Here is a 22,718-nt window from a genome sequence, read left to right on the forward strand (position 1 = left end):
TCCTACGTGTTGATCGCGACGGAGTTCAGGAACCGGCCAAGGGCCTCGTCAAAGGCATCGGGGCGTTCGAGGTTTGCAAGATGGCCGACACCGGCCAACTCGACATACTCGACAGATGGAATGTAGCTCGCCGTCTTCGCCATCATCGGCGCTGGCGCGTTGTTGTCCTTGGAGCCGGACAGCAGCAGCGTCGGGATCGAAATATCCTTGAGGGTGCTGCGTTGGTCGAAGCCGATCAAGGCCAGCATCATGGCGCGATAGCTCGCCTCGGGCACGCTTGCCATGCACTCGCGCGCAAGCTCCATTCCCCTGGGATCAGGATCGTCGCCCACCAGTTCCTTCACCAGAGAGGGCGCCAGCGACTTCATCGTTTCGCCGCGATCGAGCGGCCCGAGCCGTGCGGCGATAAACGATTTCTGCCAATCGCCGTCGGCCTTGCCGAAGGCCGGGCTGGTCTGCGCCAGCACGACCGCGCGCGCTAGGTTTGGGGATTGCACCAGCCATTTCTGGACGATCATGCCGCCGATGGAATGGCCGACCAGAATCGGCCTACTCGCACCAAGCTGCTCGATGAATTGCTGGAGCGCATCCGCCAGGGCAGCGATGCTGACGCTGGCGAGCGGCGCCGAGCCGCCATAGCCAGGCATGTCCCATGCAATCGCGTGGAAGCGGTCGCCGAATGTGGCAAGCTGCTGCCGCCAGGCCCGTGCCGCACCGCCGATGCCATGCAGGAAAATCAGAGGTGTCCCGCCCGGATCGCCCGCTGCTTCATAGGCGAAGCGGCCGTCCTTTGTTATCATGGGCGCAGGCTGCGACACGCGACATCCTTTTGCTTGGCTCTTCGATGCTAACAGGCCTGTGAGGGATGGGAAGAGATAATTTTAAACTTAAAGCAATTTTCAGGCCGGTCGTCGGAGTACGGTTGTTCGCGGGGCCGAGTCGCGCTTTGTTTGCAAAAGTTTGAAGGTTAAAATATATCGAGAGGACGATCAGCAGAATGCAAGGAAGCCAGCGCATGTCCGGATTACCGCATTCGCCGCACGCGCTGGTGACCGGTGGCGGTCGCGGCATCGGTCGCGCCATCGCAGCAGCGCTCGTCGAGGCCGGTGCTACTGTGACCGTCCTTGGGCGGGATGCTGCCACACTCGAGGACGCAGTCAGCGCAGGAGCTGCCCATTTTGCGTCCGTCGCCGACGTCTCGCACGAAACCTCATTGAAAGCCGCCATCGCTCAAGCGAATGCGCGGCAGCCGATCGATATCCTGATCGCCAACGCGGGAAGCGCCGAGTCCGCGCCGTTCGCCAAATCCGACAGTGCCCTGTTCGCGCGCATGATGGACGTCAATTTCATGGGCGTGGTCCATGCTGTCAGCGCTGTGCTGCCAGGGATGAAGGATCGTCCCTATGGCCGGATCGTCGCCATCGCGTCGACGGCGGGGCTCAAGGGATATGCCTATGTCAGCGCCTACACCGCGGCCAAGCACGCTGTGGTCGGTCTCGTGCGGTCCCTTGCCATTGAAATGGCTGGCAGCAGCGTGACCGTCAACGCGGTGTGTCCCGGTTTCACCGACACCGATCTGGTCGCCGGCAGCATCGAGAACATCATGAAAAAGACCGGGCGTAGCCGCGAGCAGGCCATTGCCGAGCTCGCGAAACATAATCCGCAAGGGAGATTGATCTCGCCGCAGCAGGTCGCGGATGCCGTGCTCTGGCTGTGCGGCGAGGGCGCCGGCGCAATCAACGGGCAGGCAATCGCTGTTGCCGGTGGTGAGATTTAGCGCGCATGGCCAAGGCGCGGAGCAAGGAAGCCAAGGAGATCGCATGAGCAGACCAGCCAATCCCGTGACCTTACCGCTTGCGGACTATTCGCCGCAGCACTTCCTGCTGGCCGTCGTCGATGGTGTTGCAACCGTCACGCTCAATCGTCCGGAACGGAAGAATCCACTGACCTTCGAGAGCTATCGCGAACTCACCGATTTCTTTCGCGCCTGCGCCTTCGACGATGCGGTCAAGTCCATCGTCGTGACCGGCGCTGGTGCCAATTTCTCGTCCGGCGGCGATGTGTTCGAGATCATCGGTCCGCTCGTGAAGATGGACACCAAGGGGCTGACGGCGTTTACACGGATGACCGGCGACCTCGTCAAGGCGATGCGGGCCTGTCCGCAGCCGATCGTTGCCGCGGTCGAAGGCATTTGCGCCGGGGCGGGCGCGATCATCGCCATGGCGTCGGACATGCGGCTTGCGGCGAGCGGAGCCAAGGTTGCATTCCTGTTCAACAAGGTGGGCCTAGCCGGTTGTGACATGGGCGCCTGCGCGATCCTGCCGCGGATCATCGGACAGTCCCGCGCCTCCGAGTTGCTCTACACCGGCCGGTTCATGACCGCGGAGGAGGGTGAGCGCTGGGGCTTCTTCAGCCGTATCCTCACGTCGGAGCAGGTGCTGCCCCAGGCACAGCTGCTGGCCAAGCAAATCGCGGAGGGACCGACGTTTGCCAACACCATGACCAAGCGGATGCTGGCCATGGAATGGGCGATGTCGGTGGAGGAGGCGATCGAGGCGGAAGCCGTTGCTCAAGCGCTGTGCATGACGACCGCCGATTTCGAACGGGCCTTCGAGGCCTTTGCCAACAAGGTCAAGCCGGTCTTCAGGGGCGATTAAGCCGGGCTTTGCCGGCAGCATGCCGCAATGGGGACTTGCGCGAAATTATTTTAGGCTTAAAATAGTTTTGGCAGGTTGAATTGGCGAGGCTCCCATGAAAGTCGCGATCATCGGTGGCGGACCTGCGGGTCTCTACGCTGCAATCCTGCTGAAGAAGCAGCGGCCGAGCGCCGAGATCGCGGTGTACGAGCGCAATCGCGCCGACGACACCTTCGGCTTCGGCGTGGTGTTCTCGGACGCCACGCTCGATAATTTCGAGAAGCACGACCTTCCGAGCTATCGCCGCATCACCCAGGAATTCGCCTACTGGGATGACATCGCCGTGCACTTCCGCGGAACGGTCCATCGGGTCGGCGGCAACGGCTTTTGTGGCTGCTCGCGGCAGAAGCTGCTCCTGATCCTCCAGGCGCGCGCGCGCGAACTGGGCGTCGTCCTGAATTTCGAAGTGGACGTCGAGGATGAATCCCGCTTCGCCGACGCCGATCTGATCCTGGTCGCGGACGGCATCAACAGCCGCTTCCGCGACAAATATGTCGATCATTTCGCGCCGGAAGTCGACCTCCGTACCAACAAGTTCGCCTGGATGGGCTCGACCAGGCCGCTGGATGCCTTCACCTTCATCTTCCAGGAGACAGAGTGGGGGCCGTTCATCGCTCATGCCTATCAATATGAAGCCGGACACTCGACCTGGATTTTCGAGACCGATCCGGAGACGTTTGAACGCGCCGGGCTGACAGGGCTGAACGAGACCCAGTCTGCTGCGCGAATGGCCGAGATTTTCGGCTGGTTCCTCGACGGGCACCAATTGCTCACCAACCGCTCGACGTGGCGCAACTTCCCGATGATCCGCAGCAAGCGCTGGGTCAAGGACAACATGGTCCTGCTCGGCGACGCCAAGGCGAGCGCGCATTTCTCGATCGGCTCGGGCACCAAGCTCGCGATGGAAGACGCGATCGCGCTGGCTGACGCCATGGAGAAGGCGCCCAGCATCAAGGCGGCGTTGGACGTCTACGAGCACGGCCGCCGCGAAGAGGTCGAGAAGACGCAGCACGCCGCCGACGTCTCGCTGGTCTGGTTTGAGCATGTCGACCGCTTCTGGGATTTCGATCCCGTGCAGTTCGCCTTCGGCGTGATGACGCGCTCGAAGGCGATCACCTATGACAACCTGAAGCTTCGCGCCCCTGACTTCGTGGCGGAGGTCGAAAGATCGTTTGCCAAGCGTGTTCGTGACAGCGGTTTCGACGTCGACGCCGAGCAGCCGATGGTGCCGCTGTTCCAGCCCTTCCGGCTGCGCGAGATGGAGATCGCCAATCGCGCCGTGGTATCGCCGATGTGCATGTATTCGGCGAAGGAGGGCGTGCCGACCGATTTCCACCTGGTGCATTATGGATCGCGCGCGATCGGCGGTGCCGGCCTGATCTTCACGGAGATGACCTGCGTTGCCCGCGACGCCCGCATCACGCCCGGCTGCACAGGACTGTGGAATGACGAGCAGGAGGCGTCCTGGCGGCGCATCGTTGATTTCGTCCATGCCAATTCAGCCGCGAAAATTTGCCTGCAACTGGGGCACGCCGGGCGCAAGGGCGCGACCAAGCTGATGTGGGACGGCATGGATCGTCCGCTCGAGGAGGGCGGCTGGGAGGTGTGTTCGGCGTCTCCGCTGCCCTATTTCCCCGACAGCCAGGTCCCGCGAGAGCTCGATCGCGCCGGCATGAATGCCGTGAGAGAGGCTTTCGTCGCCGCGGCCGAGCGCGGCGAACGCTGCGGCTTCGACATGCTCGAACTGCACTGCGCCCACGGCTATTTGCTTGCGAGCTTCATCTCGCCGCTGACGAATACGCGGACCGATGATTATGGCGGCCCGCTCGCCAATCGCCTGCGCTTCCCGCTCGAAGTCTTCGGGGCGTTGCGGGCCGTATGGCCGTCGCACAAGCCGATGTCGGTGCGCATTTCCGCGACCGACTGGGCCGAGGGTGGCATCGGCGGCGACGATGCGGTGGCGATCGCGCGCGCTTTTGCCGAAGCCGGCGTCGATCTCGTCGACGTCTCAACCGGGCAGACCGTGCGCGATGCGCAGCCGATCTACGGCCGCATGTTCCAGACGCCGTTCTCCGACCAGGTCCGCAATGAGGCGCGCGTGGCCACGATGTGTGTCGGCAACATCACGACGGCGGACCAGGCCAACACCATCCTGGCTGCCGGCCGGGCGGACCTCGTCGCGCTCGGGCGGCCGCATCTGGTCGATCCCTCCTTCACCATGAGGGCGGCGGCCTGGTACGGCGCGGGCGACGCGTTCTGTCCGCCGCAATACCTTCCCGGAAAAGATCAGATTTTCCGCAACAGCGTGCGCGACCGGCAGGATCTCGAGGAGCTGAGAATTAAGGCTAAGCCCAAGACCCGGGCCGAGCTCAAGGCGGAGGCGACAAAGCCGCTTGCGGCGGAGTGACCGCCCGTGCGACTTTGGCCGCATTGCCTGGTGTGTACCGAGTGGAGTGAGGGCGATGAAGGCGATTATCGTCGGTGGCGGTATCGGTGGTCTCACCACCGCATTGATGCTGCGCTCGCGGGGCCTCGCTTGCGAGATTTTCGAGCAGTCCGACACCATCCGCGAGCTTGGCGTCGGCATCAACACGCTGCCCCATGCCATGCGCGAGCTGGCAGGCCTCGGTCTGCTCCAGCAGCTTGACGATGTCGCGATCCGCACCGACCAGCTCTATTACCTCAACCGTCACGGCCAGGAAGTCTGGCGCGAGGCCCGCGGCATCGACGCCGGCCACGATGTGCCGCAATTCTCGATCCACCGCGGCCGCCTTCAGGGCGTCATCCATCGCGCCGTCGAGGAGCGGCTCGGGCCGGAGGCCATCCACACCGGCTGCCGCCTCGGCGCCTTCACGCAGGACGAGAGCGGCGTCACCGCTTACTTCTTCGATCGCTCAGGCGCGCACATCCATACCGCGCGCGGCGACATCCTGATTGGTGCCGACGGCATCCATTCGCGGGTCCGTGACACGCTGTTCCCGAGCGAGGGGCCGCCGTGCTGGAACGGCCTGATGCTGTGGCGCGGTGCGCGGGATTGGCCGCTGTTCCTCACCGGCAAGTCGATGATCGTCGCCGGCGGCCTCAACGCCAAGGTGGTGATCTATCCGATCGCGGAGGGATCGAGCCCGGCGAGCCGTCTCACCAACTGGGCGGTGCTGGTGAAGGTCGGCGAGGGCAATGCCCCGCCGCCGCGCAAGGAAGACTGGTCGCGGCCGGGCCGGCGCGAGGAGTTGATGCCGCATGTGGCGCGCTTCTCGGTGCCTTACGTCGACGTGAAGAGCCTGATCTCCGCCACGCCCGAGTTCTACGAATATCCGACCTGCGACCGCGATCCATTGCCCTACTGGTCGTCGGGGAGAGTCACGCTGCTCGGTGACGCCGCGCATCCGATGTATCCGGTTGGCTCCAATGGCGCCTCGCAGGCAATCCTCGATGCGCGCTGCCTCGCAGACGCGCTGGTGCGCGCCGAGCATCCGCGCCAGGCGTTGCTTGAATACGAGAAGAAGCGCCTGCCCATGACCGCGGACATCGTCCGCTCCAACCGGCGCGGCGGTCCCGAGGGCGTCATCGACGCCGTCGAGCAGCTCGCGCCTGATGGTTTCGACAATGTCGACAACGTGCTGAGCTATTCCCAGCGCGAGGCGATCGTGCGCGGCTATGCTACCAAGGCCGGCTTCGCCGCAGTGCCGGGACTTGCGGCGGTGCGCGCCTGAAGCTAGCCGCCGGGAGGCGGCGGCAGGAAGTGGATGTTGAACTCGGCGGCCATCGCCACCACGTCCTCCGGCTTCTGTTCCTTCATGTTGTGAAGGCCCCAGAACAGGTCGAACAGCTTGCGGGTCGGTGACACCCAGAACAGCACTTTCGCGGTCTGCTCCGACTTGTTGAAGATGCCGTGCGGCACGCCCATACCGAGCCGGATCAGGTCGCCCGCAGTCGCCTGCGACTCGGAATTGCCGAGCATGAAATCGAGCTTGCCCTCCAGCATATAGAGATATTCATCCTGGTCGGGATGGATGTGCGGCGGCACGAACGTGCCCGGCGGCAGCGTCGCATGCCAGGAGAAGCTGTGCTCCGTGTTGCTCTTCGGCACATAGGTCTGGCCGAGGATGTTCCAGGAGATGCCCTGGATTCCCTCATTGGCGCGCGTGATGCCGGTGATTTCGCTCTTCATTGTGATCCTCCCTCAACGCGACGTGCGGCTTAGTTCGCCGCCTTGCAGTCCTTGGCGTAGCGGTCGCCGTAATTCTCGAAGACTTTTTGGACGATCTCGGTCTGGAACTTGCCGTCCGCGCGCTTGGCGACCTTGGTCAGGTAGAAATCCTGGATCGGATAACCGTTGGTGTTGAACTTGAAGGCGCCGCGCAGCGAGGTGAAGTCCGCCTTTTTCAGAGCGGCCGCGACCGCATCCTTGTTCGAGAGATCGCCCTTCACGGCCTTGACGGCGCTGTCGATCAGCATCGCGGCATCATACGCCTGGAAGGCGTAGGTGCCCGGCACGATATTATAGGCGGCCTCGTAGGCAGCGACGAACCTCTTGTTCTGGGGATTGTCGAGATTGGGCGCCCAGTTCGCGCCGCCGAACATGCCGACTGCGGCGTCCTGCTGCGCCGGCAAGGTCGATTCATCCACGGTGAAAGCCGAGAGCACCGGAATGCTGTCGGCGAGGCCGGCCTGCTTGTATTGCTTGACGAGATTGACGCCGAGGCCGCCGGGCATGAACGTGAAGAGCGCATCGGGCTTCTGCGACGAAATCTTGGAAAGCTCCGGCTGGAAATCCAGCGTGTTGAGCGGCATGTAGGATTCTTCGACGATCTCACCCTTGTAGTCGAGCTTGAAGCCCGCGACCGAGTCCTTGCCGGCCTGATAATTCGGCACCATCAGATACATGCGTTTGTAGCCGCGATCCTGCGCGACCTTGCCGAGGATCTCGTGCACCTGATCGTTCTGATACGAGGTCACATAGAAGAACGGATTGCAGTCCTTGCCGGCAAACGTCGATGGGCCGGCATTGGGGCTGATCAGGAAGGTTTTCGATTCCGTCACCGGCCGGTGGATCGCCTGGAGGATGTTGGAGAAGATCGGACCGACCACAAAGTCGACCTTGTCGCGCTCCAGAAGGCCCTTGACCTTGGTGACCGCTGCGTCCGGCTTCAACTCGTCGTCGACCACGACGACCTCGACATCGCGGCCGCCCATCTTGCCACCGAGATCCTTGACCCCGAGCGCAAAGCCGTCGCGAACCTGTTGGCCGAGCGCGGCGGCGGGTCCCGAGAGGGTCACGATCACACCCAGCTTGATTTTTTCCTGGGCGAGGGAAGGGCTCACCGCGGTGCCAAGCAGCAAGGCGGCTGCGGCCAACGTCATTTGCGTCTTCATGATCTGTCCCCCGTGATAACAGGACTTGCGTTGCAAGCCGCTGCTCCAATCCAAGTTTATGCCGATGATTGCTGCCGCGGCAAGCTAAGCTCAACTCGTCATCCTGCGGGCAGCGGTGCATGCAAGCGGCGCGCCAATTATTTGAAGCCTAAAGAAATCGGCATGCGGTCGATTGTTGCGGCTTTAGGCTTGCAGCCGGCTTCGATTTATTTGAAGCTCAAAACGTTGGGATTCCGTGCCGGGCGCCAATGCCGGCCGAGAGTGACTGCATCAATATGCTCGATTCCGAGACCAAGGCCGTCGAAACTCCGGAGGATCACGCCGAAGAGCTTCGGCTGTGGCTGCGCCTCCTGACTTGCACGACCCTGATCGAGGGCGAGGTCCGTGGCCGGTTGCGGCAGCGCTTCGACGTCACATTGCCCCGTTTCGACCTGATGGCGCAGCTCGACAAGGCACCCGACGGCATGACGCTGTCCGATGTTTCCAAGCGCATGATGGTGTCGAACGGCAACGTCACCGGCCTTGTCGAGCGCCTCGTGGAATCCGGTCATCTCGACCGCCGCACGTCGGAGACGGACCGCCGCGTCCAGGTGATCCGGCTGACTAAACTCGGTCGCGCCGAGTTTCGCAGAATGGCCGCGGAACACGAAACCTGGATCGCCGATCTCTTCGCTGATCTGACCCCGAAGGATGTGCGCGAATTGATGCGGCTGCTCGCCAAGACCAAGGCATCGGCGCAGAAATCGGCCGCTCGCCGCCGGGGCTAGGTCCGCGGCCGAGGCACCCGCCCATCCCGTTTGCCACCGGAAAAAGCACGGGATGCCCAAAATCCGCTATTGCGCGAAATTGCTTTAAGCCTAAAATGTTTCCGAGTTAGTGCTGCCGGGTGCTTTCCATGCTGAAAGGAGCGTGCGATGGCCAACGCCGCCAAGGTTCAAGTCTCGGGCTCGCGTGACGACAATGCCGCGACAGCCCATGTCGATACATTCGCGCGGCAGCATCTTCCGCCGCGAGAGTTGTGGCCGGACTTCATCTTCACGCGACCGGAACTGCAATATCCGCCCCGCCTCAACTGCGTCAGCTATTTCCTCGACCGCTGGGTCGAGCAGGGACATGGCGACGCTCCCTGCGTGATCAGCCCGGCGGTCAGCTACACCTATCGTGAGCTGCAAACGGTCGTGAACCGCATAGCCAATGTGCTGGTCGGCAAGCTTGGTCTCGTCACCGGCGGACGCGTGCTGCTACGCTCGGCCAACAATCCGATGATGGTCGCGACCTATCTGGCGGTGATCAAGGCCGGCGGCATTGTCGTGGCGACGATGCCGCTCTTGCGCGCCAAGGAGCTGTCCTATCCGATCCAGAAGGCGGAGATCGCACTCGCGCTCTGCGATGGCAAGCTCGCCGACGAAATGGAGAAGGCGAAAGCCGCAGCCCCCGACCTCAAGCGCGTAGTCTATTGGGGCAACGGCGCCGACGACTCGCTCGAGGCCCTGATGGGGGATGCAAGTCCGGAGTTCAAAGCTGTCGATACCGCCTCCGACGACGTCTGCCTGATCGCTTTCACGTCGGGCACGACCGGCGACCCCAAGGGCACAATGCATTTCCACCGTGACATGCTGGCGGTGTGCGATGGCTATGCGCGCAACATCCTGCGCGCGGAGCAGAAGGATCGCTTCGTCGGCTCGGCACCGCTCGCCTTCACGTTTGGCTTCGGCGGCGTGCTGTTTCCGATGCACATCGGCGCCTCGTTCGTCGTTCTGGAGAAGACGGCGCCCGACGACATTCTGAATGCGATCGAGCAGTACAAGACCACGGTCTGTTTCACCGCCCCGACCGCGTACCGGGCGATGATTGGCAAGCTTCCGGGCCGCGATATTTCGTCGCTCCGCAAATGCGTGTCCGCCGGCGAGACGCTGCCCAAGCCGACATTCGATGCCTGGCTGAAGGCGACCGGCATCAAGCTGATGGACGGCATCGGCTCGACCGAGCTGCTGCACATCTTCATCAGCGCGACCGAGGACGAAATCCGCCCGGGTGCGACGGGCAAGCCGGTGCCTGGGTATGAGGCGAAGATCGTCGATGATTCGGGCAACGACGTTCCGCCGGGCGCGATGGGAAGGCTCGCGGTACGCGGGCCGACCGGATGCCGCTATCTCGCCGACGAGCGGCAGCGCAAATACGTCCAGAACGGCTGGAACATCACCGGCGACACCTATCTGATGGATAGCGACGGCTATTTCTGGTACCAATCGCGCTCAGACGACATGATCGTGTCGGCCGGCTACAACATCGCTGGCACGGACGTCGAGGCGGCGCTGCTTACGCATCCCTCCGTCCTCGAGTGCGGGGTGGTCGGCGCGCCGGACGAAGCGCGCGGCATGATCGTGAAGGCCTATGTCGTTGCCGCGCCGGGCGTTACGCCGGACGCCGAGCTCGTGGCTGCGTTGCAGGAGCATGTCAAACGCGAGATCGCGCCATACAAATATCCGCGCGCGATCGAGTTCGTGACGCAACTGCCGAAGACCGAGACCGGCAAACTAAAGCGCTTTGCCCTGCGGCAACTGGCGCAGACCGCGGTGACGTCCTCCGGCGTCGCGGCGGAATGAGAGAGGGATAGAGAATTGTCCGTGACGACGCCGAAAGGCCCGCAGCTCGCGGTGCTGCCGACAGCAGCCGAGGACGAAGCCCGCGCCAGGGCGCAGGTGCTCCAGCCGTCCGGTTGGCCGGTGCCGAAAGGCTATGCCAACGGCATGGCCGCCGAGGGACGCATCGTCGTCACTGGCGGCGTCATCGGCTGGGATGCCGAGGAGCGTCTCGCGGAGGGTTTTGTCGCGCAGGTGCGCCAAACCCTGAGCAACATCGCCGCGATCCTTGCGGAGGCCGGCGCGCAGCCCGAGCATCTGGTGCGCCTGACCTGGTACGTCGTCGACATGGACGAGTACCTGACGAACCTGAAAGAGCTCGGCAAGGCCTACCGCGCCATCTTCGGCGCGCACTACCCGGCGATGGCGCTGGTTCAGGTCGTCCGCCTCGTCGAGAAGGCGGCGCGAGTCGAGATCGAGGCCACCGCCGTCATTCCGCGCTGAACTGCGATCGGTGCGCGCTCAGCTTGCCTTGGTCAGCTTGCCTTGGTCAGCTTGCCTTGGCGAGGTCATCGTCCTCGGGCGAGTTTAGATATATTCCTGACATGGTGTCGACCCAGCAGAGATGGTCATGCACCTTCTTCACGCCGTTGACGTTCTCCGCTGCGACGACCGCGGCCTGTCGCACGCGCTCCTCGGTGATGACGCCGCTGAGATGAACGATTCCGTCGCGGACGATGACGTTCAGCCCGAACGGGCACCAGTCGTTCTTCTCCATGGTATCGATGATGCGGCTGCGAATGTGATCGTCGTCCGCGGTCGGGTCGGGGACGTCTCGGGCGAGGTCCGCCACCGCCTGGAGCAGGTTCGCGCGCGACACGATGCCGACGATCGTGTCGCCGCGGATCACCGGCAGACGCTTCACGTTGTTCCGTTCCATGAGGTCGACGATCTCGGCGAGCGCCGTATCCTCGGTGATGGTCACTGGTGAACGGGTCATCACCTCCGAGACCTTGCGGCCGTGCTCGTGGACGAAGTCGCTGGCCGATTTGCCGGATCCGAGAATGAACCGCAGCCAGCGTCCTCGCTTGCGTCCCGTGCCGATTTCGCTGCGGCGGATGAAGTCGCCTTCCGAGACCACGCCGACCAGCTTGCCGGCATCGTCGACGACGGTGAGACCGCTGACATGCCGCTTCAGCATGATGTTTGCCGCCTCCACGATGCTGGTGTCTGGGGTAACCGAGATGACCGACCGGGTCATGATCTGATGGGCGCGCATGCCGGACTCCGCTGGCTTGTCGAATATCGATGCGGGGAGCCTAGCTCTGGCGTCGTGCTGCGGCTTGACGCAGGTCAAAGGATGAATCGGGCTCTTCCCGGTTGAGCAATCGTGATCGATGCCCGGACTTGATGCAGCTCAACGCGCATCCGAAGCCTCGCCATATCCTGCTGCCACGCCGCCAAGAAGCGGGCAGGAACATTCAGCCATGAGCGTCGTGCAGATATTTCCAAGACCCGAAGAGCCGTCCGCGCAGGCTCTCTCCGTCAGTCCTGTTGTTGAGCCCGAAGCCTCTACGACGGCCCCCGAAGCGCTGGCCGGAATGCCCGTCGCTGCCGATCCCCTGCCTGTATCGGAGCCATACCCTCTTGACCGCGCGTTTCATGCGATGCTGGCGCGGTTGACGGGCGGGATTTCGCCGCTGGCCTTGTCGCTCGCCTGGCTCGATTGGAGCTCTCATCTGGCTGCGGCGCCCCAGCGTCAGGTGGAGATGTCGCGCAACGTGCTTCGCGACATGGGCCAGTTTGTGGAAGCCGCCGCGCATGCGACGTCGCAAAAGCCGTGGTCCGTGATTGCGCCGCAGGGGCGGGATCGTCGCTTCAGGGGGCCACAGTGGGAGGCCGCACCGTTCAATCTGCTTGCGCAGGCATTCCTGCTCGGAGAGCGCTGGTGGCACGATGCCACGACCGGCGTACGCGGCGTGTCGCACGCAAATGAGGCCATCGTCGAATTTTCGATGCGCCAGATGCTTGACATGCTGGCGCCGTCGAATTTCGCGGCGACCAATCCGCAAGTGCTGGAGAAGGCGTTCCGGAGCGGCGGGGAGAATTTCGTATTCGGCTGGCAGAACTGGTGCAGCGATCTGATGCGCCTGCTCTCCGCCGCAAGGCCAGCGGGTGACGAACAGTTTATCGTCGGCGAGACGGTCGCGGCTTCGCCGGGCAAGGTCGTTTACCGCAATGAGTTGATCGAGCTGATCCAGTACCAACCCACGACTGCGCAAGTGCGTCCCGAGCCGATCCTGATCGTGCCCGCCTGGATCATGAAGTACTACATCCTCGATCTGTCGCCGCAGAATTCTCTGGTGAAGTATCTGACCAGTCAGGGTTTCACCGTATTCGCGATTTCCTGGCGAAATCCGGATGCCAAAGACCGGGATGTCGCCTTCGACGACTATCGCAAGCTGGGCGTCATGGCGGCGCTGGACATGATCGGCCGGATCCTGCCGGGCCGGAACACCCATGCGCTCGGCTACTGCCTGGGCGGCACATTGCTGTCGATCGCCGCGGCCGCGATGGCACGCGACGGCGACAAGCGACTGTGCACGATCACCCTGCTTGCCGCACAGACGGATTTCACCGAGGCCGGCGAGCTGACGCTTTTCGTCAACGAGAGCCAGGTCGCCTTTCTCGAGGACCTGATGTGGCAGCGGGGCTATCTGGACACGACGCAGATGGCCGGCGCGTTCCAGCTGTTGCGCTCCAACGAACTGATCTGGTCGCGGCTGTCGCACGACTATCTGATGGGCGAGGGCGCGCCACCGAGCGACCTGATGGCCTGGAACGCCGACGCCACGCGGCTGCCCTATCGCATGCACTCGGAGTATCTGCGAAAGCTATTCCTGGGCAACGATCTGGCCGAGGGCCGCTATCGTGTCGAGGACAAGAGCGTCTCGCTTTCCGACATCCATGCGCCGATGTTCGTGGTCGGCACGCTCGCCGATCACGTGGCGCCGTGGCGATCCGTCTACAAGATCCACTACCAGGTCGATGCCGACGTGACCTTTGTGTTGACCAGCGGCGGCCACAATGCCGGCGTCGTCGCGCCGCCGGACGAGCCCGGCCACAGCTATCATGTGCTGATCAAGGCCGCCGATGCGCCCTATGTCGGTCCGGACGAATGGATGAAGCTGGCACCGCAAGTCGAGGGATCGTGGTGGCCGGAATGGGCCGAATGGCTGGCCGCGCGCTCCGGGGCGCCCTGCGATCCGCCGCAGATCGGAGGCGGAGACCTTGACGGTCTGCCCGACGCGCCGGGAGACTACGTCCACACCTAATCCTCAGGCTGCGCATTCGGCGCAAGGTTGGCGGAGCGGAACGGCTTGGCCTTGTCGAGTTTCCGGTAGGCACGCGAGGCGGTCCGCAACAGTTTCTTTTCGCGCTTGCGGTTGAGGAAGCGAATGCCCGCCTCGGGGACGGCCTCGTTCAATGACGCCGCCAGGGTTTGCCCTCGCGCATCGTCATTCAACTGTCCGAGGGACTTTTGCGCCTTGCGCAACTGCTTGAGGATCGACTTCTGCTTCGTCAGCGACTCGTCGGCGAACAGGTCCTCCAGCGACTCGATCGAATAGGTCAGCCGCTTGTTGAGAAGCCGCAGCTTGTGCCGTTTCTCGACATCGAGCTTGTGGAGCTTGCGTGCTTTCTTGAGCAGCGTTTTTTCCCATTCCGTGAGTTTCTCTGTTGCGTGGTCGGCGAGCGTGCAGCGGCGTAGCCTGATAGCTTCCCTGCTGCGCCGGGTCGACCAGGGGCCGCTCTCGATCCAGGCTGACGTCTGCTCGACGAGACGGCGATATCGCGCGGATTGCAGCGCGCGCGCCAGCAGGCGGTGGCTCTCGGCACGCTTCTCGTCCCAGTGCTGGAGCTCGGCAATCACGGTCAACTCGCCTCCACTCTCGGCGATGACCCGCTCGATCGCCACGTCCAGATCCCGTACCATGCCGAGCTGGCTGTTCAGCCATTTCAGTTCGGTCCAGACCTCCGGCCGAAGGGCATCATCGACCATCGGCGAGAAGAAGCGGATGGCGGTGCGCAGATGCGTCAGTGCAATCCGGATCTGGTGCAGTGCCTCCGGATCGCCGCGGCAGGTGCCGTCATGCTGCGCGAGAACGGCGGCGAGGTGACGGCGGGCGACGATCCGGAACGCGGTGTCGCAGACCATGCCGGGGCTGAGGCGGCCGGGCAGGGCATTGCGCCTCGCCGCAGGCTTGACGCGCGCGGCCGTCGAATTCGTGCTGGGTCGCGCCATTTGCAGATTGCCTTACTTGCTCTCGGCGATCGCGTCCCGGCAGTTCTGGAGCGTCTGCTCTTGCGTCCCGGATGCATCGATGGTCGCCCAACCGATATGGCCGATATTATAGTGCTCTTGCCGCTCGGCAACCTCCTGCGTGGCGTCGGATGCGTCGCCCCGGCGGCCGCCGATCCGCGCCTGCCGGGTCGCAAGGTCCGCAATCAGAAATAGGCCGCTCAGCGGCACGTTGCGCTCGCGCGCCAGTGCGGCGACTGTGTCTCGTTCGCCCGCGCGGGCGAACACGCCGTCGATGATCGCTGAATGGCCTTGCGCCAGCACCCGCCCGGCGTGACGAGCCAACATGTCGTAAACGCGGGCCGTGACCTCCGGCGTGTATGCGGATGCCGGCAGCCGGTCCGTGTCATCGACCCCGAACATCTGCTTGCGGACCAGGTCGCTGCGCAGCACGACGGCGCCCGGCTGCGGCGTAACGTCCGGCGCGAGCGCGCGTGCCAAAATCGTCTTTCCGGTGCCTGACAGTCCACCGATTGCAATCAGCCGGGGGGCGGGCGGCTGGATCAACGCGCGCGCAAGGCCAAAATAGCGCCGTGCCCCGTCGAGAATGCTGGGATCATCAGAATGCGGCGGCTTCAGCCGTGCCAGCGCGACCTGGGCGCGGATCGCCGCCCGGACGGACATGAACAGTGGCAGTGCGGAGAGCGCGTCGAGATTCTCGACCGGAGTCCCGGCGAGATAACGGTTCAGCACGATGTTGGCCGCGCGTGGTTGATTGTGGTGCAACAGGTCCATCAATCCGAATGCGAGATCGTAGAGCACGTCGGTGGTTGCCATCTGGGCGTCGAACTCGATGGCGTCGAACAGCACCGGCTGCTCGTCGATCGCCACGATGTTCGCAAGATGCAAATCGCCGTGGCAGCGGCGGACGAAGCCTTGACGGCCGCGCTCTTCGAGCAAAGGCCGGAGGTGGAGGAACATTGCGTGCGAGTCTCTGCCGAGTTCTGCGATCTCTTCGGCTTCGAATTGATTGCCGGTCCGCAGGCCATTGCAGTTGCCATCGATCAGCCCAGGGATGGAGGAAACCCACGCGTTGCCGCCGGCGCGAACAGCCTGCGCATGGGAAGCCACGATCGCATCGGCGACGGCCGAGGCAAAAGTGTCATCCAGCGCTCCGGACTTGGCCAGATGATCCAGCGTCCGGCTTTCGTCGAAGCGCAACATCTCGACCGCAAACTCGATCGGCCGGCCGCTTCCGTCCACCTTCACCGATCCATCGGGCTCTTCCGTGATCGCCACGACGCGGTGATAGATCTGCGGCGCCAGCGGCCGGTTGATCCTGATCTCCTCCTCACACGCCGCCTTGCGCTTCTCGAGCGTCGAATAATCGAGGAATGGAAATTGCACGGCGCGCTTGATTTTCAGAGCGCGTCTGCCTTCGAGAAAGACCGAAGCTGCGTGCGTATCGATCCGCCTCACGTTTGGATGATCCGCGGGATTGGTGAGCGCCGCAAAGATCCGGTCCTGGGTCGCAGAATCGTCTGTCATTCCAGCTGGTACGTCCAGATGCGTCGGAAGGCGGCTCGCCCCGCGATCAGGGTAATCCATAGAAGCAGATCACGGCCAGTCCTTGACTTCGGTCAACGCTTGTCTCCTTTCCGATCGGTCGGAGTTCTTGGGCTTGACGAGGATCAAGCGTCCCAACCAAAGCCGGCCTATTCTGGCGCCTGAGGAGAATCCCGATGCCGATCAAGGACGTCTTTCTGCCGCTCGTCGGCCAGTCACGCGGCCCGGCCCTTGCTGCGATCGAGAAATGCGTGGCCGTTGCCGCCGACCTCGGCGCCAGGATCACCGCGCTTGCGCTCGAAGAGGATGTTTTCGTGCGGCCGAAGGTGATGCTCCCCGATGATTCCGATGCGGCCGAGCCAAACGGCTCGCTTGGGGCGGGCGACAGTCAGGATCTCCTGGGTGCGTTCACCCGCGCAACCTCCCGCACCGGCATTCGCGCTCAAAGCCGGTCGGCCAAGGTGCCGGCAGACCAGATCGCGACAGTCCTGGCCGAGCACGGGCGCTTCAGCGATCTCACGCTGGTCCCCGTGAAGCCGCACGACAGCCGAACCGAGCACATCATCGAGACGCTCTTGTTCGAATCCGGACGGCCAGTGCTGCTCTGCCCGGAGCAGCATGTGGACGAACTGCGCCCGGAATTCGAGAACGTCATGATCGCCTGGGACCACTCCGCGCGTGCGGCGCGTGCGGTCGGCGACGCGCTGCCTATCCTTCAGGCAGCAGCCCTGGTCCGCGTGGTGACCGTGGCGGACGACAAGTCCGAGGCGATCGTGCAATCCGGGACGGCTCTCGTCGATCACTTGAGGGAACATGGGGTCTACGCCTCGTTTGAAACCGTGGCGGGCGGCGGCAGCTCGATTGGCAAGGTGCTCGGAAGCTGGGCGAATTCACATGCCATCGATGCAATCGTGATGGGCGCCTACCATCATTCGCGCCTGAACGAGATCGTTTGGGGCGGTGTGACAAAGACCGTCATTGGCGAGCCACCGTGCTGGGTTATGCTCTCGTACTAGGCGGGTGGCCAGTTTATCGGCCTGATCGTCAACCATCGGAACCGCCACCGACCGGGCGCATTTGCTTTCATGTCAACCTATCGTCTGAAGAACCTGCTGTCGCCGCGTTCGGTCGCGCTCGTCGGTGCGAGCGCCCGCCCGGTCTCCGTTGGACGCGCCGTTCTGGAGAACATCCGTAAGGCTGGATTCACGGGACAGTTCGGCCTCGTCAATCCGCGCCATGCCGAGATCGGCGGCGTCGCGGCCGTGGACAGCCTCGATCAATTGCCGTTCGTGCCCGAGCTTGTGGTTATCACCGCGCCGGCGCGCGCGGTTCCGAGCATTGTCGATCAAGCCGGGCGGCGCGGCTCGGCGGGCGCCCTGATCGTCTCGGCCGGGCTCGGTCACGGAGCGGGGTCCCTCCACGAGGCCGCCATCACTGCGGCCCGCAAATACGGCATGCGGCTGATCGGGCCGAACTGCTTGGGCATCATGATGCCCGGCGTGAGCCTCAATGCCAGTTTTGCTGCGCACATGCCGGGGCCGGGGAATCTCGCGCTGATCTCGCAATCAGGCGCGATCGCGGCCGGCATGGTCGATTGGGCCGCGCAGCGCGGCGTCGGCTTCTCCGGCATCGTCTCGATCGGCGATCAGATCGACGTCGATATTGCCGATCTGCTCGACTATTTCGCGATGGATCACAAGACCCGGGCGATTCTGCTCTACATCGAAGCCATCAAGGACGCGCGCAAGTTCATGTCGGCCGCGCGTGCCGCGGCGCGTGTGAAGCCCGTTGTCGTGGTGAAGTCCGGCCGAATGGCGCAGGGCGCGAAGGCGGCCGCCACCCATACCGGTGCACTCGCGGGCGCCGACGCCGTCTATGACGCGGCGTTCCGTCGCGCGGGCGTCCTGCGGGTCTCCGATCTGCGCGAGCTGTTCGATTGCGCCGAGACGCTCGGGCGCGTCGAGTCGCCGGCGGGAAAGCGCCTCGCCATCCTGACCAATGGCGGCGGCATCGGTGTCCTCGCTATCGACCGGTTGGTCGAGCTCGGCGGCATTCCGGCGACCATCTCGGCGGACGCCCGCAAGAAACTCGATGACGCACTGCCGCCGAACTGGTCCGGCGCAAATCCCGTCGACATCGTGGGCGACGCCGATGCGTCGCGCTATGCGGCGGCGCTCGACGTGCTGCTCGGCGATCCCGACAACGACGCGGTCCTCGTCCTCAACGTGCAGACCGCGATTGCCTCGGCTGCCGATATCGCAACGATGGTGACCGAACGCGTCAAGGCATATCGCGAGAAGCACCGCAGTTGGGCCAAGCCCGTGCTCGCCTCGTGGATCGGAGCAGACCAGAATATCATCGAAACACTGTCCGGCGCGGGCATCCCGAACTATCCGACCGAGGATGACGCCGTGCGCGGCTTCATGTACCTCGTGAGGCATCGCGAAGTCGTGGAGGAGTTGAGCCAGGTTCCACCCGCAATGCCCGAGACTTTCGTGCCGGACGCACGTGCTGCGAAGCAGATCGTAGCTGCTGCCATCGCGGACGGCCGCCAATGGCTCGAACCCGTCGAGATCAAGCACCTGCTTGAAGCCTACGATATCGCGATGGTGCCCACATACGCCGCGGCCGATGTCGAGCAGGCGGTGACCTACGCGAAAGACATCTTTGCGCAGGGCGCCACCGTCGTGCTGAAGATCATGTCGCGCGACATCGTCCACAAATCCGATGTCGGCGGTGTCGTGCTCAATCTGACGACGGTCGAGGCGGTGCGCGCTGCCGCCACCGACATTCTCGCTCGGGCAAGAAAGCTGCGTCCGCAAGCTCGCATCGAGGGCGTCATCGTGCAGGCGATGGTCGTCAAGGCGAAGGCGCGCGAGCTGATCCTGGGCCTCGCCGACGATCCGACCTTCGGGACCGTCGTGGTATTCGGCCGCGGCGGGACCGCGGTCGAGATCATCAACGACAAGGCGCTTGCCCTGCCGCCGCTCGATCTGCAACTGGCCCGCGACCTGATCGACCGCACGCGCGTGTCACGGCTGCTTCGCGCTTACCGGGACGTGCCGGCGGTGAAGCCCGACGCCGTCGCCATGGTCCTGGTCAAGCTGGCGCAGATGGCCGCCGACATTCCCGAGATCCGCGAATTCGACATCAATCCGCTGCTCGCGGACGAAACCGGCGTGACCGCGGTCGATGCCCGCGTCGCGGTCGGGCTGCCGCAACGGAAGTTCGCCGGCTCCGGCGCCGCCAACTTCGCCGTTCGGGCCTATCCGTCGCAATGGGAGCGCCGCCTCAAGCTCAAGGAGGGCTGGCGGATCTTCGCGCGGCCCCTGCGTCCGGAGGACGAGCCGACCATCCACGCATTCCTGGGTCATGTCACGGCGCACGATCTTCGTCTGCGTTTCTTCGCGCCGATGAAGGAGTTCACCCACGAGTTCATCGCGCGCCTGACCCAACTCGACTATGCGCGGGCGATGGCCTTTATCGCATTCGACGAGGCGACCGGCGAGATGGTCGGCGTGGTCCGCCTCCATTCGGACTCGGTCTACGAGAGCGGCGAATATGCAATCCTGCTGCGGTCCGATCTCAAGGGCAAGGGTCTGGGATGGGCCCTAATGCAGCTGATCATCGACTACGCGAGATCGGAGGGGCTCAAAGCGATCTCCGGCGATGTACTCCGGGAGAACACCACGATGCTGGAGATGTGCCGGCAGCTCGGCTTCGAGGTGAAGCCGGATCCCACTGAACCGGACATTTGCGACGTCAGGCTGAAGCTCTGAGCGCGCCCGTCAGGAGCGCGCTTCGGCCGAATTGGCCGCGGGGGACTCCTTGGCCGTTCTCCGCAAGGTCTTGATCAGGACCGCAATCAGCGGCACCAGCACCGGCAAGATCGTGCTGAGCGGATGATGTACGGCGCCCGAAAGCTGGGCCTGGAATGTGCGGGCCTCGAGCTGAAGAGCTTCGATGGATGCGCCGTGAATCTCGTTGGCGAGTTCGATGTCGCGGCCTGCAGGCGGGCGGCCGGCAATCACAAAGAGAATTGCTGCGATGACAAAATTGACGGCGCCAAGGATGGCGGCCGCGCCAATGGCACTCCAGATCTGCACCAGCGCGAAATAGGCGGACAGCTCCAGCATCAGGAGCCCGAAGGCGGCGATCAGCGCGGCAAAGGCGCGCAGGCCGAGGCCGATCAGCAGGTGGCGCAGCCGGATGTCGGCGATGATCCTGTCGGTACGCCAGAGCACACGCAGATGTTTGACGACATTTTCCGTGTTCACCTAGTGCCTCCGCAGCATGAAGCCGGCGACCACGCCGAGCGCGAAGGCCGAGGCAAGTGATGTGATCGGGCGGTCCGCAATGAGGCCCTGAAGCTGCTCCTGCTCCTCGTCGACGGTCTCGCCGAGCTCGGCGAGCGCGGCCCTGATCTGATCGGCAAGCGCCTCCACGCGGTCTTTCGAACTGTCGAACATCTCCTCGCCGGCCGTGCTCAGCAAGCGTGTGACGTCGATCTTCAGCGTGCGCAGTTCTTCGCTCATCCTGTCGCTGTCGAACATCGATCTGATTTCCCCGTTAATGGAAACAAACCTAGGACCCACTGGTCCGACCGCGCTTGATTTGCGTCAAGGAGGCAGACGCGTCGTGGTCTTGAGACAGGTCAAACCGGCTGCCACATGCTGGCCTAGAATGACCGGCTGAATGGGGACCGGGTTGTCCCGATGAGGTGGAAGCGTGAACTCCGAACCGCTGTTGCTGGCAACGCCCTCCGGCGAAGAGCTGAAATTGTGCCCGGAAGGGCCGTGGATTGCCGCGAACGTGTCGATGCTGGAGACATTGTCCCGGTCGGTCGGGGCGGACGTCGATCAATCCAGAGCCGTGACCTTGGACATGTCGGGCGTCAGCGCGCTCGACACGCTCGGCGCCTGGGTCCTGGAAAAGCTGTCGCGCAGGGCTTCATCGTCCGGTCGATCGACCGAATTTATCGGGGTCGCCGACCATTTCAGTGGCCTGATGGACGAGGTGCGTCAGGTCAACCGCCACACGCCGCTGCCGACGCCTGCACCTAACCCGGTTCTGCTCAGACTGAACGATCTCGGCAAGTCCACGGTCGGCGCGCGTGAAGACATCACGATCTTTCTTCAAATGCTGGGCGCGTTGTGCATGGCCGTGATCGGCGTGCTGCGCCGGCCGCGCTCGCTGCGACTGACATCGCTGATCTATCAGCTCTATCGCATCGGCTGGCAGGCCATCCCCATCGTCGTGCTGATCACCTTCCTGATCGGCGCCATCATCGCCCAGCAGGGATTTTTCCATTTCCGCAGGTTCGGCGCGGAGTCCTACACCGTCGACATGGTCGGCATCCTGGTGCTGCGCGAGCTCGGGGTGCTGATCGTTGCCATCATGGTCGCCGGCCGCTCGGGAAGCGCCTACACCGCCGAGCTCGGCTCGATGAAGATGCGCGAGGAGATTGATGCGCTCTCGACCATGGGCCTCGATCCCGTCCACGTCCTGATCCTGCCGCGGGTTGCGGCCCTGGTGATTGCGCTGCCGATCCTTGCTTTCATCGGATCGATTGCCGCACTCTATGGCGGCGGCCTGGTCGCGCAGTTCTACGGCGGCATGGCGCCGGCGATCTACATCGCGAGGCTGCACGAGGCGATCTCGGTCACCCATTTCGAGGTGGGCATCCTGAAGGCGCCGTTCATGGCGCTGGTGATCGGAATCGTCGCCTGCAGCGAGGGCTTGCGCGTGAAGGGCAGCGCCGAGTCGCTGGGACGACAGACCACGACGTCGGTGGTCAAGTCGATCTTCCTGGTGATCGTGCTCGACGGCCTGTTCGCGATCTTCTTCGCCTCGATCGGAATGTGATCATGGGCGAATCGCAAGAGCAGTTCGCGATCCGCGTCCGCGACCTCGTGGTCGGCTTCGGCCGGCAGACCGTGCTCGATCATCTGTCGCTCGACGTGCGCCGGGGTGAGATCCTCGGACTCGTGGGGGCGTCCGGTGGCGGCAAGTCGGTGCTGATGCGGACCATCATCGGCCTCATCCCGCGCCAAGGCGGGACCATCGAGGTTACGGGACGGCCAATCGGCGGCCGCCCCCCAGGCGCGGCCCCGCCCGGGGGGGGTCGGTTGCACCCGGGCGGCCGGGTGTGCGCCCGGCCCGGCCGGCCGCCCCAACCAGTTGAGCGTCGGGTAAAAA

The 22,718-nt window shown here is 63.9% G+C and carries 20 protein-coding genes; 12 read left to right on the plus strand and 8 right to left on the minus strand.

Annotation, left to right across the window (positions count from 1 at the left end; all coding sequences use genetic code 11):
* Positions 1–2 precede the first annotated feature (2 nt).
* Positions 3–800, minus strand: a complete 798-nt coding sequence (locus AC0L3K_RS09600) for an alpha/beta fold hydrolase (RefSeq protein WP_473365817.1) — start codon at positions 798–800, stop codon at positions 3–5.
* Positions 801–1,015: 215 nt separating this feature from the next.
* Between AC0L3K_RS09600 and AC0L3K_RS09605 the strand changes: the two genes are divergently transcribed.
* The 4 genes from AC0L3K_RS09605 to AC0L3K_RS09620 all read left to right on the plus strand — a co-directional run bounded on the left by AC0L3K_RS09605 (position 1,016) and on the right by AC0L3K_RS09620 (position 6,409).
* Entirely contained in the window at positions 1,016–1,777 is a 762-nt protein-coding gene (locus tag AC0L3K_RS09605) for an SDR family NAD(P)-dependent oxidoreductase (RefSeq protein ID WP_473365818.1), read from the plus strand.
* 43 nt (positions 1,778–1,820) lie between these two features.
* Positions 1,821–2,657, plus strand: a complete 837-nt coding sequence (locus AC0L3K_RS09610; RefSeq protein WP_473365819.1) for an enoyl-CoA hydratase family protein — start codon at positions 1,821–1,823, stop codon at positions 2,655–2,657.
* A 94-nt stretch (positions 2,658–2,751) separates the two neighbouring features.
* Positions 2,752–5,103 (plus strand): bifunctional salicylyl-CoA 5-hydroxylase/oxidoreductase, encoded by a 2,352-nt coding sequence (locus AC0L3K_RS09615; RefSeq protein ID WP_473365820.1) that lies wholly within the window; start codon positions 2,752–2,754, stop codon positions 5,101–5,103.
* Positions 5,104–5,158: 55 nt separating this feature from the next.
* The gene (locus AC0L3K_RS09620) at positions 5,159–6,409 is read left to right on the plus strand and encodes a flavin-dependent oxidoreductase (RefSeq protein WP_247369609.1); all 1,251 of its coding nucleotides are present in this window, start codon (positions 5,159–5,161) and stop codon (positions 6,407–6,409) included.
* A 2-nt stretch (positions 6,410–6,411) separates the two neighbouring features.
* On the opposite strand, the gene AC0L3K_RS09625 is transcribed toward AC0L3K_RS09620, so the two are convergent.
* Positions 6,412–6,867 (minus strand): cupin domain-containing protein, encoded by a 456-nt coding sequence (locus AC0L3K_RS09625; protein ID WP_007601580.1) that lies wholly within the window; start codon positions 6,865–6,867, stop codon positions 6,412–6,414.
* 29 nt (positions 6,868–6,896) lie between these two features.
* Positions 6,897–8,072: an ABC transporter substrate-binding protein gene (locus AC0L3K_RS09630; RefSeq protein ID WP_473365821.1), complete on the minus strand. Its 1,176-nt coding sequence runs from the start codon at positions 8,070–8,072 to the stop codon at positions 6,897–6,899.
* Between the two features lie 248 nt (positions 8,073–8,320).
* Here AC0L3K_RS09630 and AC0L3K_RS09635 point away from each other — a divergent pair, with 248 nt between their 5' ends.
* From AC0L3K_RS09635 to AC0L3K_RS09645, 3 genes are all read left to right on the plus strand, one after another.
* Positions 8,321–8,839: a MarR family winged helix-turn-helix transcriptional regulator gene (locus tag AC0L3K_RS09635; RefSeq protein ID WP_007601583.1), complete on the plus strand. Its 519-nt coding sequence runs from the start codon at positions 8,321–8,323 to the stop codon at positions 8,837–8,839.
* 147 nt (positions 8,840–8,986) lie between these two features.
* Positions 8,987–10,678 carry a benzoate-CoA ligase family protein gene (locus AC0L3K_RS09640; RefSeq protein WP_473365822.1) on the plus strand — a complete coding sequence of 564 codons (1,692 nt, stop codon included), beginning with the start codon at positions 8,987–8,989 and terminating at the stop codon, positions 10,676–10,678.
* Positions 10,679–10,699: 21 nt separating this feature from the next.
* Positions 10,700–11,158 (plus strand): RidA family protein, encoded by a 459-nt coding sequence (locus tag AC0L3K_RS09645; RefSeq protein ID WP_219682413.1) that lies wholly within the window; start codon positions 10,700–10,702, stop codon positions 11,156–11,158.
* 46 nt (positions 11,159–11,204) lie between these two features.
* Here AC0L3K_RS09645 and AC0L3K_RS09650 read toward each other — a convergent pair whose 3' ends face one another.
* The gene (locus AC0L3K_RS09650; RefSeq protein ID WP_354164839.1) at positions 11,205–11,933 is read right to left on the minus strand and encodes a CBS domain-containing protein; all 729 of its coding nucleotides are present in this window, start codon (positions 11,931–11,933) and stop codon (positions 11,205–11,207) included.
* A gap of 208 nt (positions 11,934–12,141) precedes the next feature.
* Between AC0L3K_RS09650 and AC0L3K_RS09655 the strand changes: the two genes are divergently transcribed.
* On the plus strand, positions 12,142–13,989 hold the full coding sequence (locus AC0L3K_RS09655; protein WP_473365823.1) for a PHA/PHB synthase family protein: 1,848 nt from the start codon (positions 12,142–12,144) through the stop codon (positions 13,987–13,989).
* Here AC0L3K_RS09655 and AC0L3K_RS09660 read toward each other — a convergent pair.
* Both AC0L3K_RS09660 and AC0L3K_RS09665 read right to left on the minus strand, forming a co-directional pair.
* The gene (locus AC0L3K_RS09660; RefSeq protein WP_473365824.1) at positions 13,986–14,957 is read right to left on the minus strand and encodes a CHAD domain-containing protein; all 972 of its coding nucleotides are present in this window, start codon (positions 14,955–14,957) and stop codon (positions 13,986–13,988) included. The genes AC0L3K_RS09655 and AC0L3K_RS09660 overlap by 4 nt on opposite strands.
* Positions 14,958–14,969: 12 nt before the next feature.
* Complete coding sequence (locus tag AC0L3K_RS09665; protein WP_473365825.1) at positions 14,970–16,502, minus strand: bifunctional aminoglycoside phosphotransferase/ATP-binding protein; 1,533 nt, start codon at positions 16,500–16,502, stop codon at positions 14,970–14,972.
* A 194-nt stretch (positions 16,503–16,696) separates the two neighbouring features.
* Here AC0L3K_RS09665 and AC0L3K_RS09670 point away from each other — a divergent pair, with 194 nt between their 5' ends.
* Together AC0L3K_RS09670 and AC0L3K_RS09675 are read left to right on the plus strand one after the other, a co-directional pair.
* A complete protein-coding gene (locus AC0L3K_RS09670; protein WP_473365826.1) occupies positions 16,697–17,536 on the plus strand; it encodes a universal stress protein in 840 nt (279 codons plus the stop codon).
* A 69-nt stretch (positions 17,537–17,605) separates the two neighbouring features.
* On the plus strand, positions 17,606–20,299 hold the full coding sequence (locus tag AC0L3K_RS09675; protein WP_473365827.1) for a bifunctional acetate--CoA ligase family protein/GNAT family N-acetyltransferase: 2,694 nt from the start codon (positions 17,606–17,608) through the stop codon (positions 20,297–20,299).
* Positions 20,300–20,308: 9 nt separating this feature from the next.
* Here AC0L3K_RS09675 and AC0L3K_RS09680 read toward each other — a convergent pair whose 3' ends face one another.
* Both AC0L3K_RS09680 and AC0L3K_RS09685 read right to left on the minus strand, forming a co-directional pair.
* Positions 20,309–20,797 (minus strand): phage holin family protein, encoded by a 489-nt coding sequence (locus AC0L3K_RS09680; RefSeq protein ID WP_473365828.1) that lies wholly within the window; start codon positions 20,795–20,797, stop codon positions 20,309–20,311.
* Positions 20,798–21,073, minus strand: coding sequence for a hypothetical protein (locus AC0L3K_RS09685; protein WP_354164861.1), 276 nt, complete (start codon positions 21,071–21,073; stop codon positions 20,798–20,800).
* A 175-nt stretch (positions 21,074–21,248) separates the two neighbouring features.
* Between AC0L3K_RS09685 and AC0L3K_RS09690 the strand changes: the two genes are divergently transcribed.
* A complete protein-coding gene (locus AC0L3K_RS09690; protein ID WP_354128474.1) occupies positions 21,249–22,385 on the plus strand; it encodes an MlaE family ABC transporter permease in 1,137 nt (378 codons plus the stop codon).
* 2 nt (positions 22,386–22,387) lie between these two features.
* Positions 22,388–22,718 (plus strand): ATP-binding cassette domain-containing protein (locus tag AC0L3K_RS09695; protein WP_473365829.1); only part of this gene is annotated, 331 nt, incomplete at its 3' end.

The organism is Bradyrhizobium sp. MI1.10 (assembly GCF_055811035.1).

What these genes read in the sequence shown, in the direction of transcription:
- AC0L3K_RS09600 (WP_473365817.1), bottom strand. Translation starts at nt 800, where the DNA reads ATGATAACAAAGGACGGCCGCTTCGCCTATGAAGCAGCGGGCGATCCG.
- AC0L3K_RS09605 (WP_473365818.1), top strand. Translation starts at nt 1,016, where the DNA reads ATGTCCGGATTACCGCATTCGCCGCACGCGCTGGTGACCGGTGGCGGT.
- AC0L3K_RS09610 (WP_473365819.1), top strand. Translation starts at nt 1,821, where the DNA reads ATGAGCAGACCAGCCAATCCCGTGACCTTACCGCTTGCGGACTATTCG.
- AC0L3K_RS09615 (WP_473365820.1), top strand. Translation starts at nt 2,752, where the DNA reads ATGAAAGTCGCGATCATCGGTGGCGGACCTGCGGGTCTCTACGCTGCA.
- AC0L3K_RS09620 (WP_247369609.1), top strand. Translation starts at nt 5,159, where the DNA reads ATGAAGGCGATTATCGTCGGTGGCGGTATCGGTGGTCTCACCACCGCA.
- AC0L3K_RS09625 (WP_007601580.1), bottom strand. Translation starts at nt 6,867, where the DNA reads ATGAAGAGCGAAATCACCGGCATCACGCGCGCCAATGAGGGAATCCAG.
- AC0L3K_RS09630 (WP_473365821.1), bottom strand. Translation starts at nt 8,072, where the DNA reads ATGAAGACGCAAATGACGTTGGCCGCAGCCGCCTTGCTGCTTGGCACC.
- AC0L3K_RS09635 (WP_007601583.1), top strand. Translation starts at nt 8,321, where the DNA reads ATGCCGGCCGAGAGTGACTGCATCAATATGCTCGATTCCGAGACCAAG.
- AC0L3K_RS09640 (WP_473365822.1), top strand. Translation starts at nt 8,987, where the DNA reads ATGGCCAACGCCGCCAAGGTTCAAGTCTCGGGCTCGCGTGACGACAAT.
- AC0L3K_RS09650 (WP_354164839.1), bottom strand. Translation starts at nt 11,933, where the DNA reads ATGCGCGCCCATCAGATCATGACCCGGTCGGTCATCTCGGTTACCCCA.
- AC0L3K_RS09655 (WP_473365823.1), top strand. Translation starts at nt 12,142, where the DNA reads ATGAGCGTCGTGCAGATATTTCCAAGACCCGAAGAGCCGTCCGCGCAG.
- AC0L3K_RS09660 (WP_473365824.1), bottom strand. Translation starts at nt 14,957, where the DNA reads ATGGCGCGACCCAGCACGAATTCGACGGCCGCGCGCGTCAAGCCTGCG.
- AC0L3K_RS09665 (WP_473365825.1), bottom strand. Translation starts at nt 16,502, where the DNA reads ATGACAGACGATTCTGCGACCCAGGACCGGATCTTTGCGGCGCTCACC.
- AC0L3K_RS09670 (WP_473365826.1), top strand. Translation starts at nt 16,697, where the DNA reads ATGCCGATCAAGGACGTCTTTCTGCCGCTCGTCGGCCAGTCACGCGGC.
- AC0L3K_RS09675 (WP_473365827.1), top strand. Translation starts at nt 17,606, where the DNA reads ATGTCAACCTATCGTCTGAAGAACCTGCTGTCGCCGCGTTCGGTCGCG.
- AC0L3K_RS09685 (WP_354164861.1), bottom strand. Translation starts at nt 21,073, where the DNA reads ATGTTCGACAGCGACAGGATGAGCGAAGAACTGCGCACGCTGAAGATC.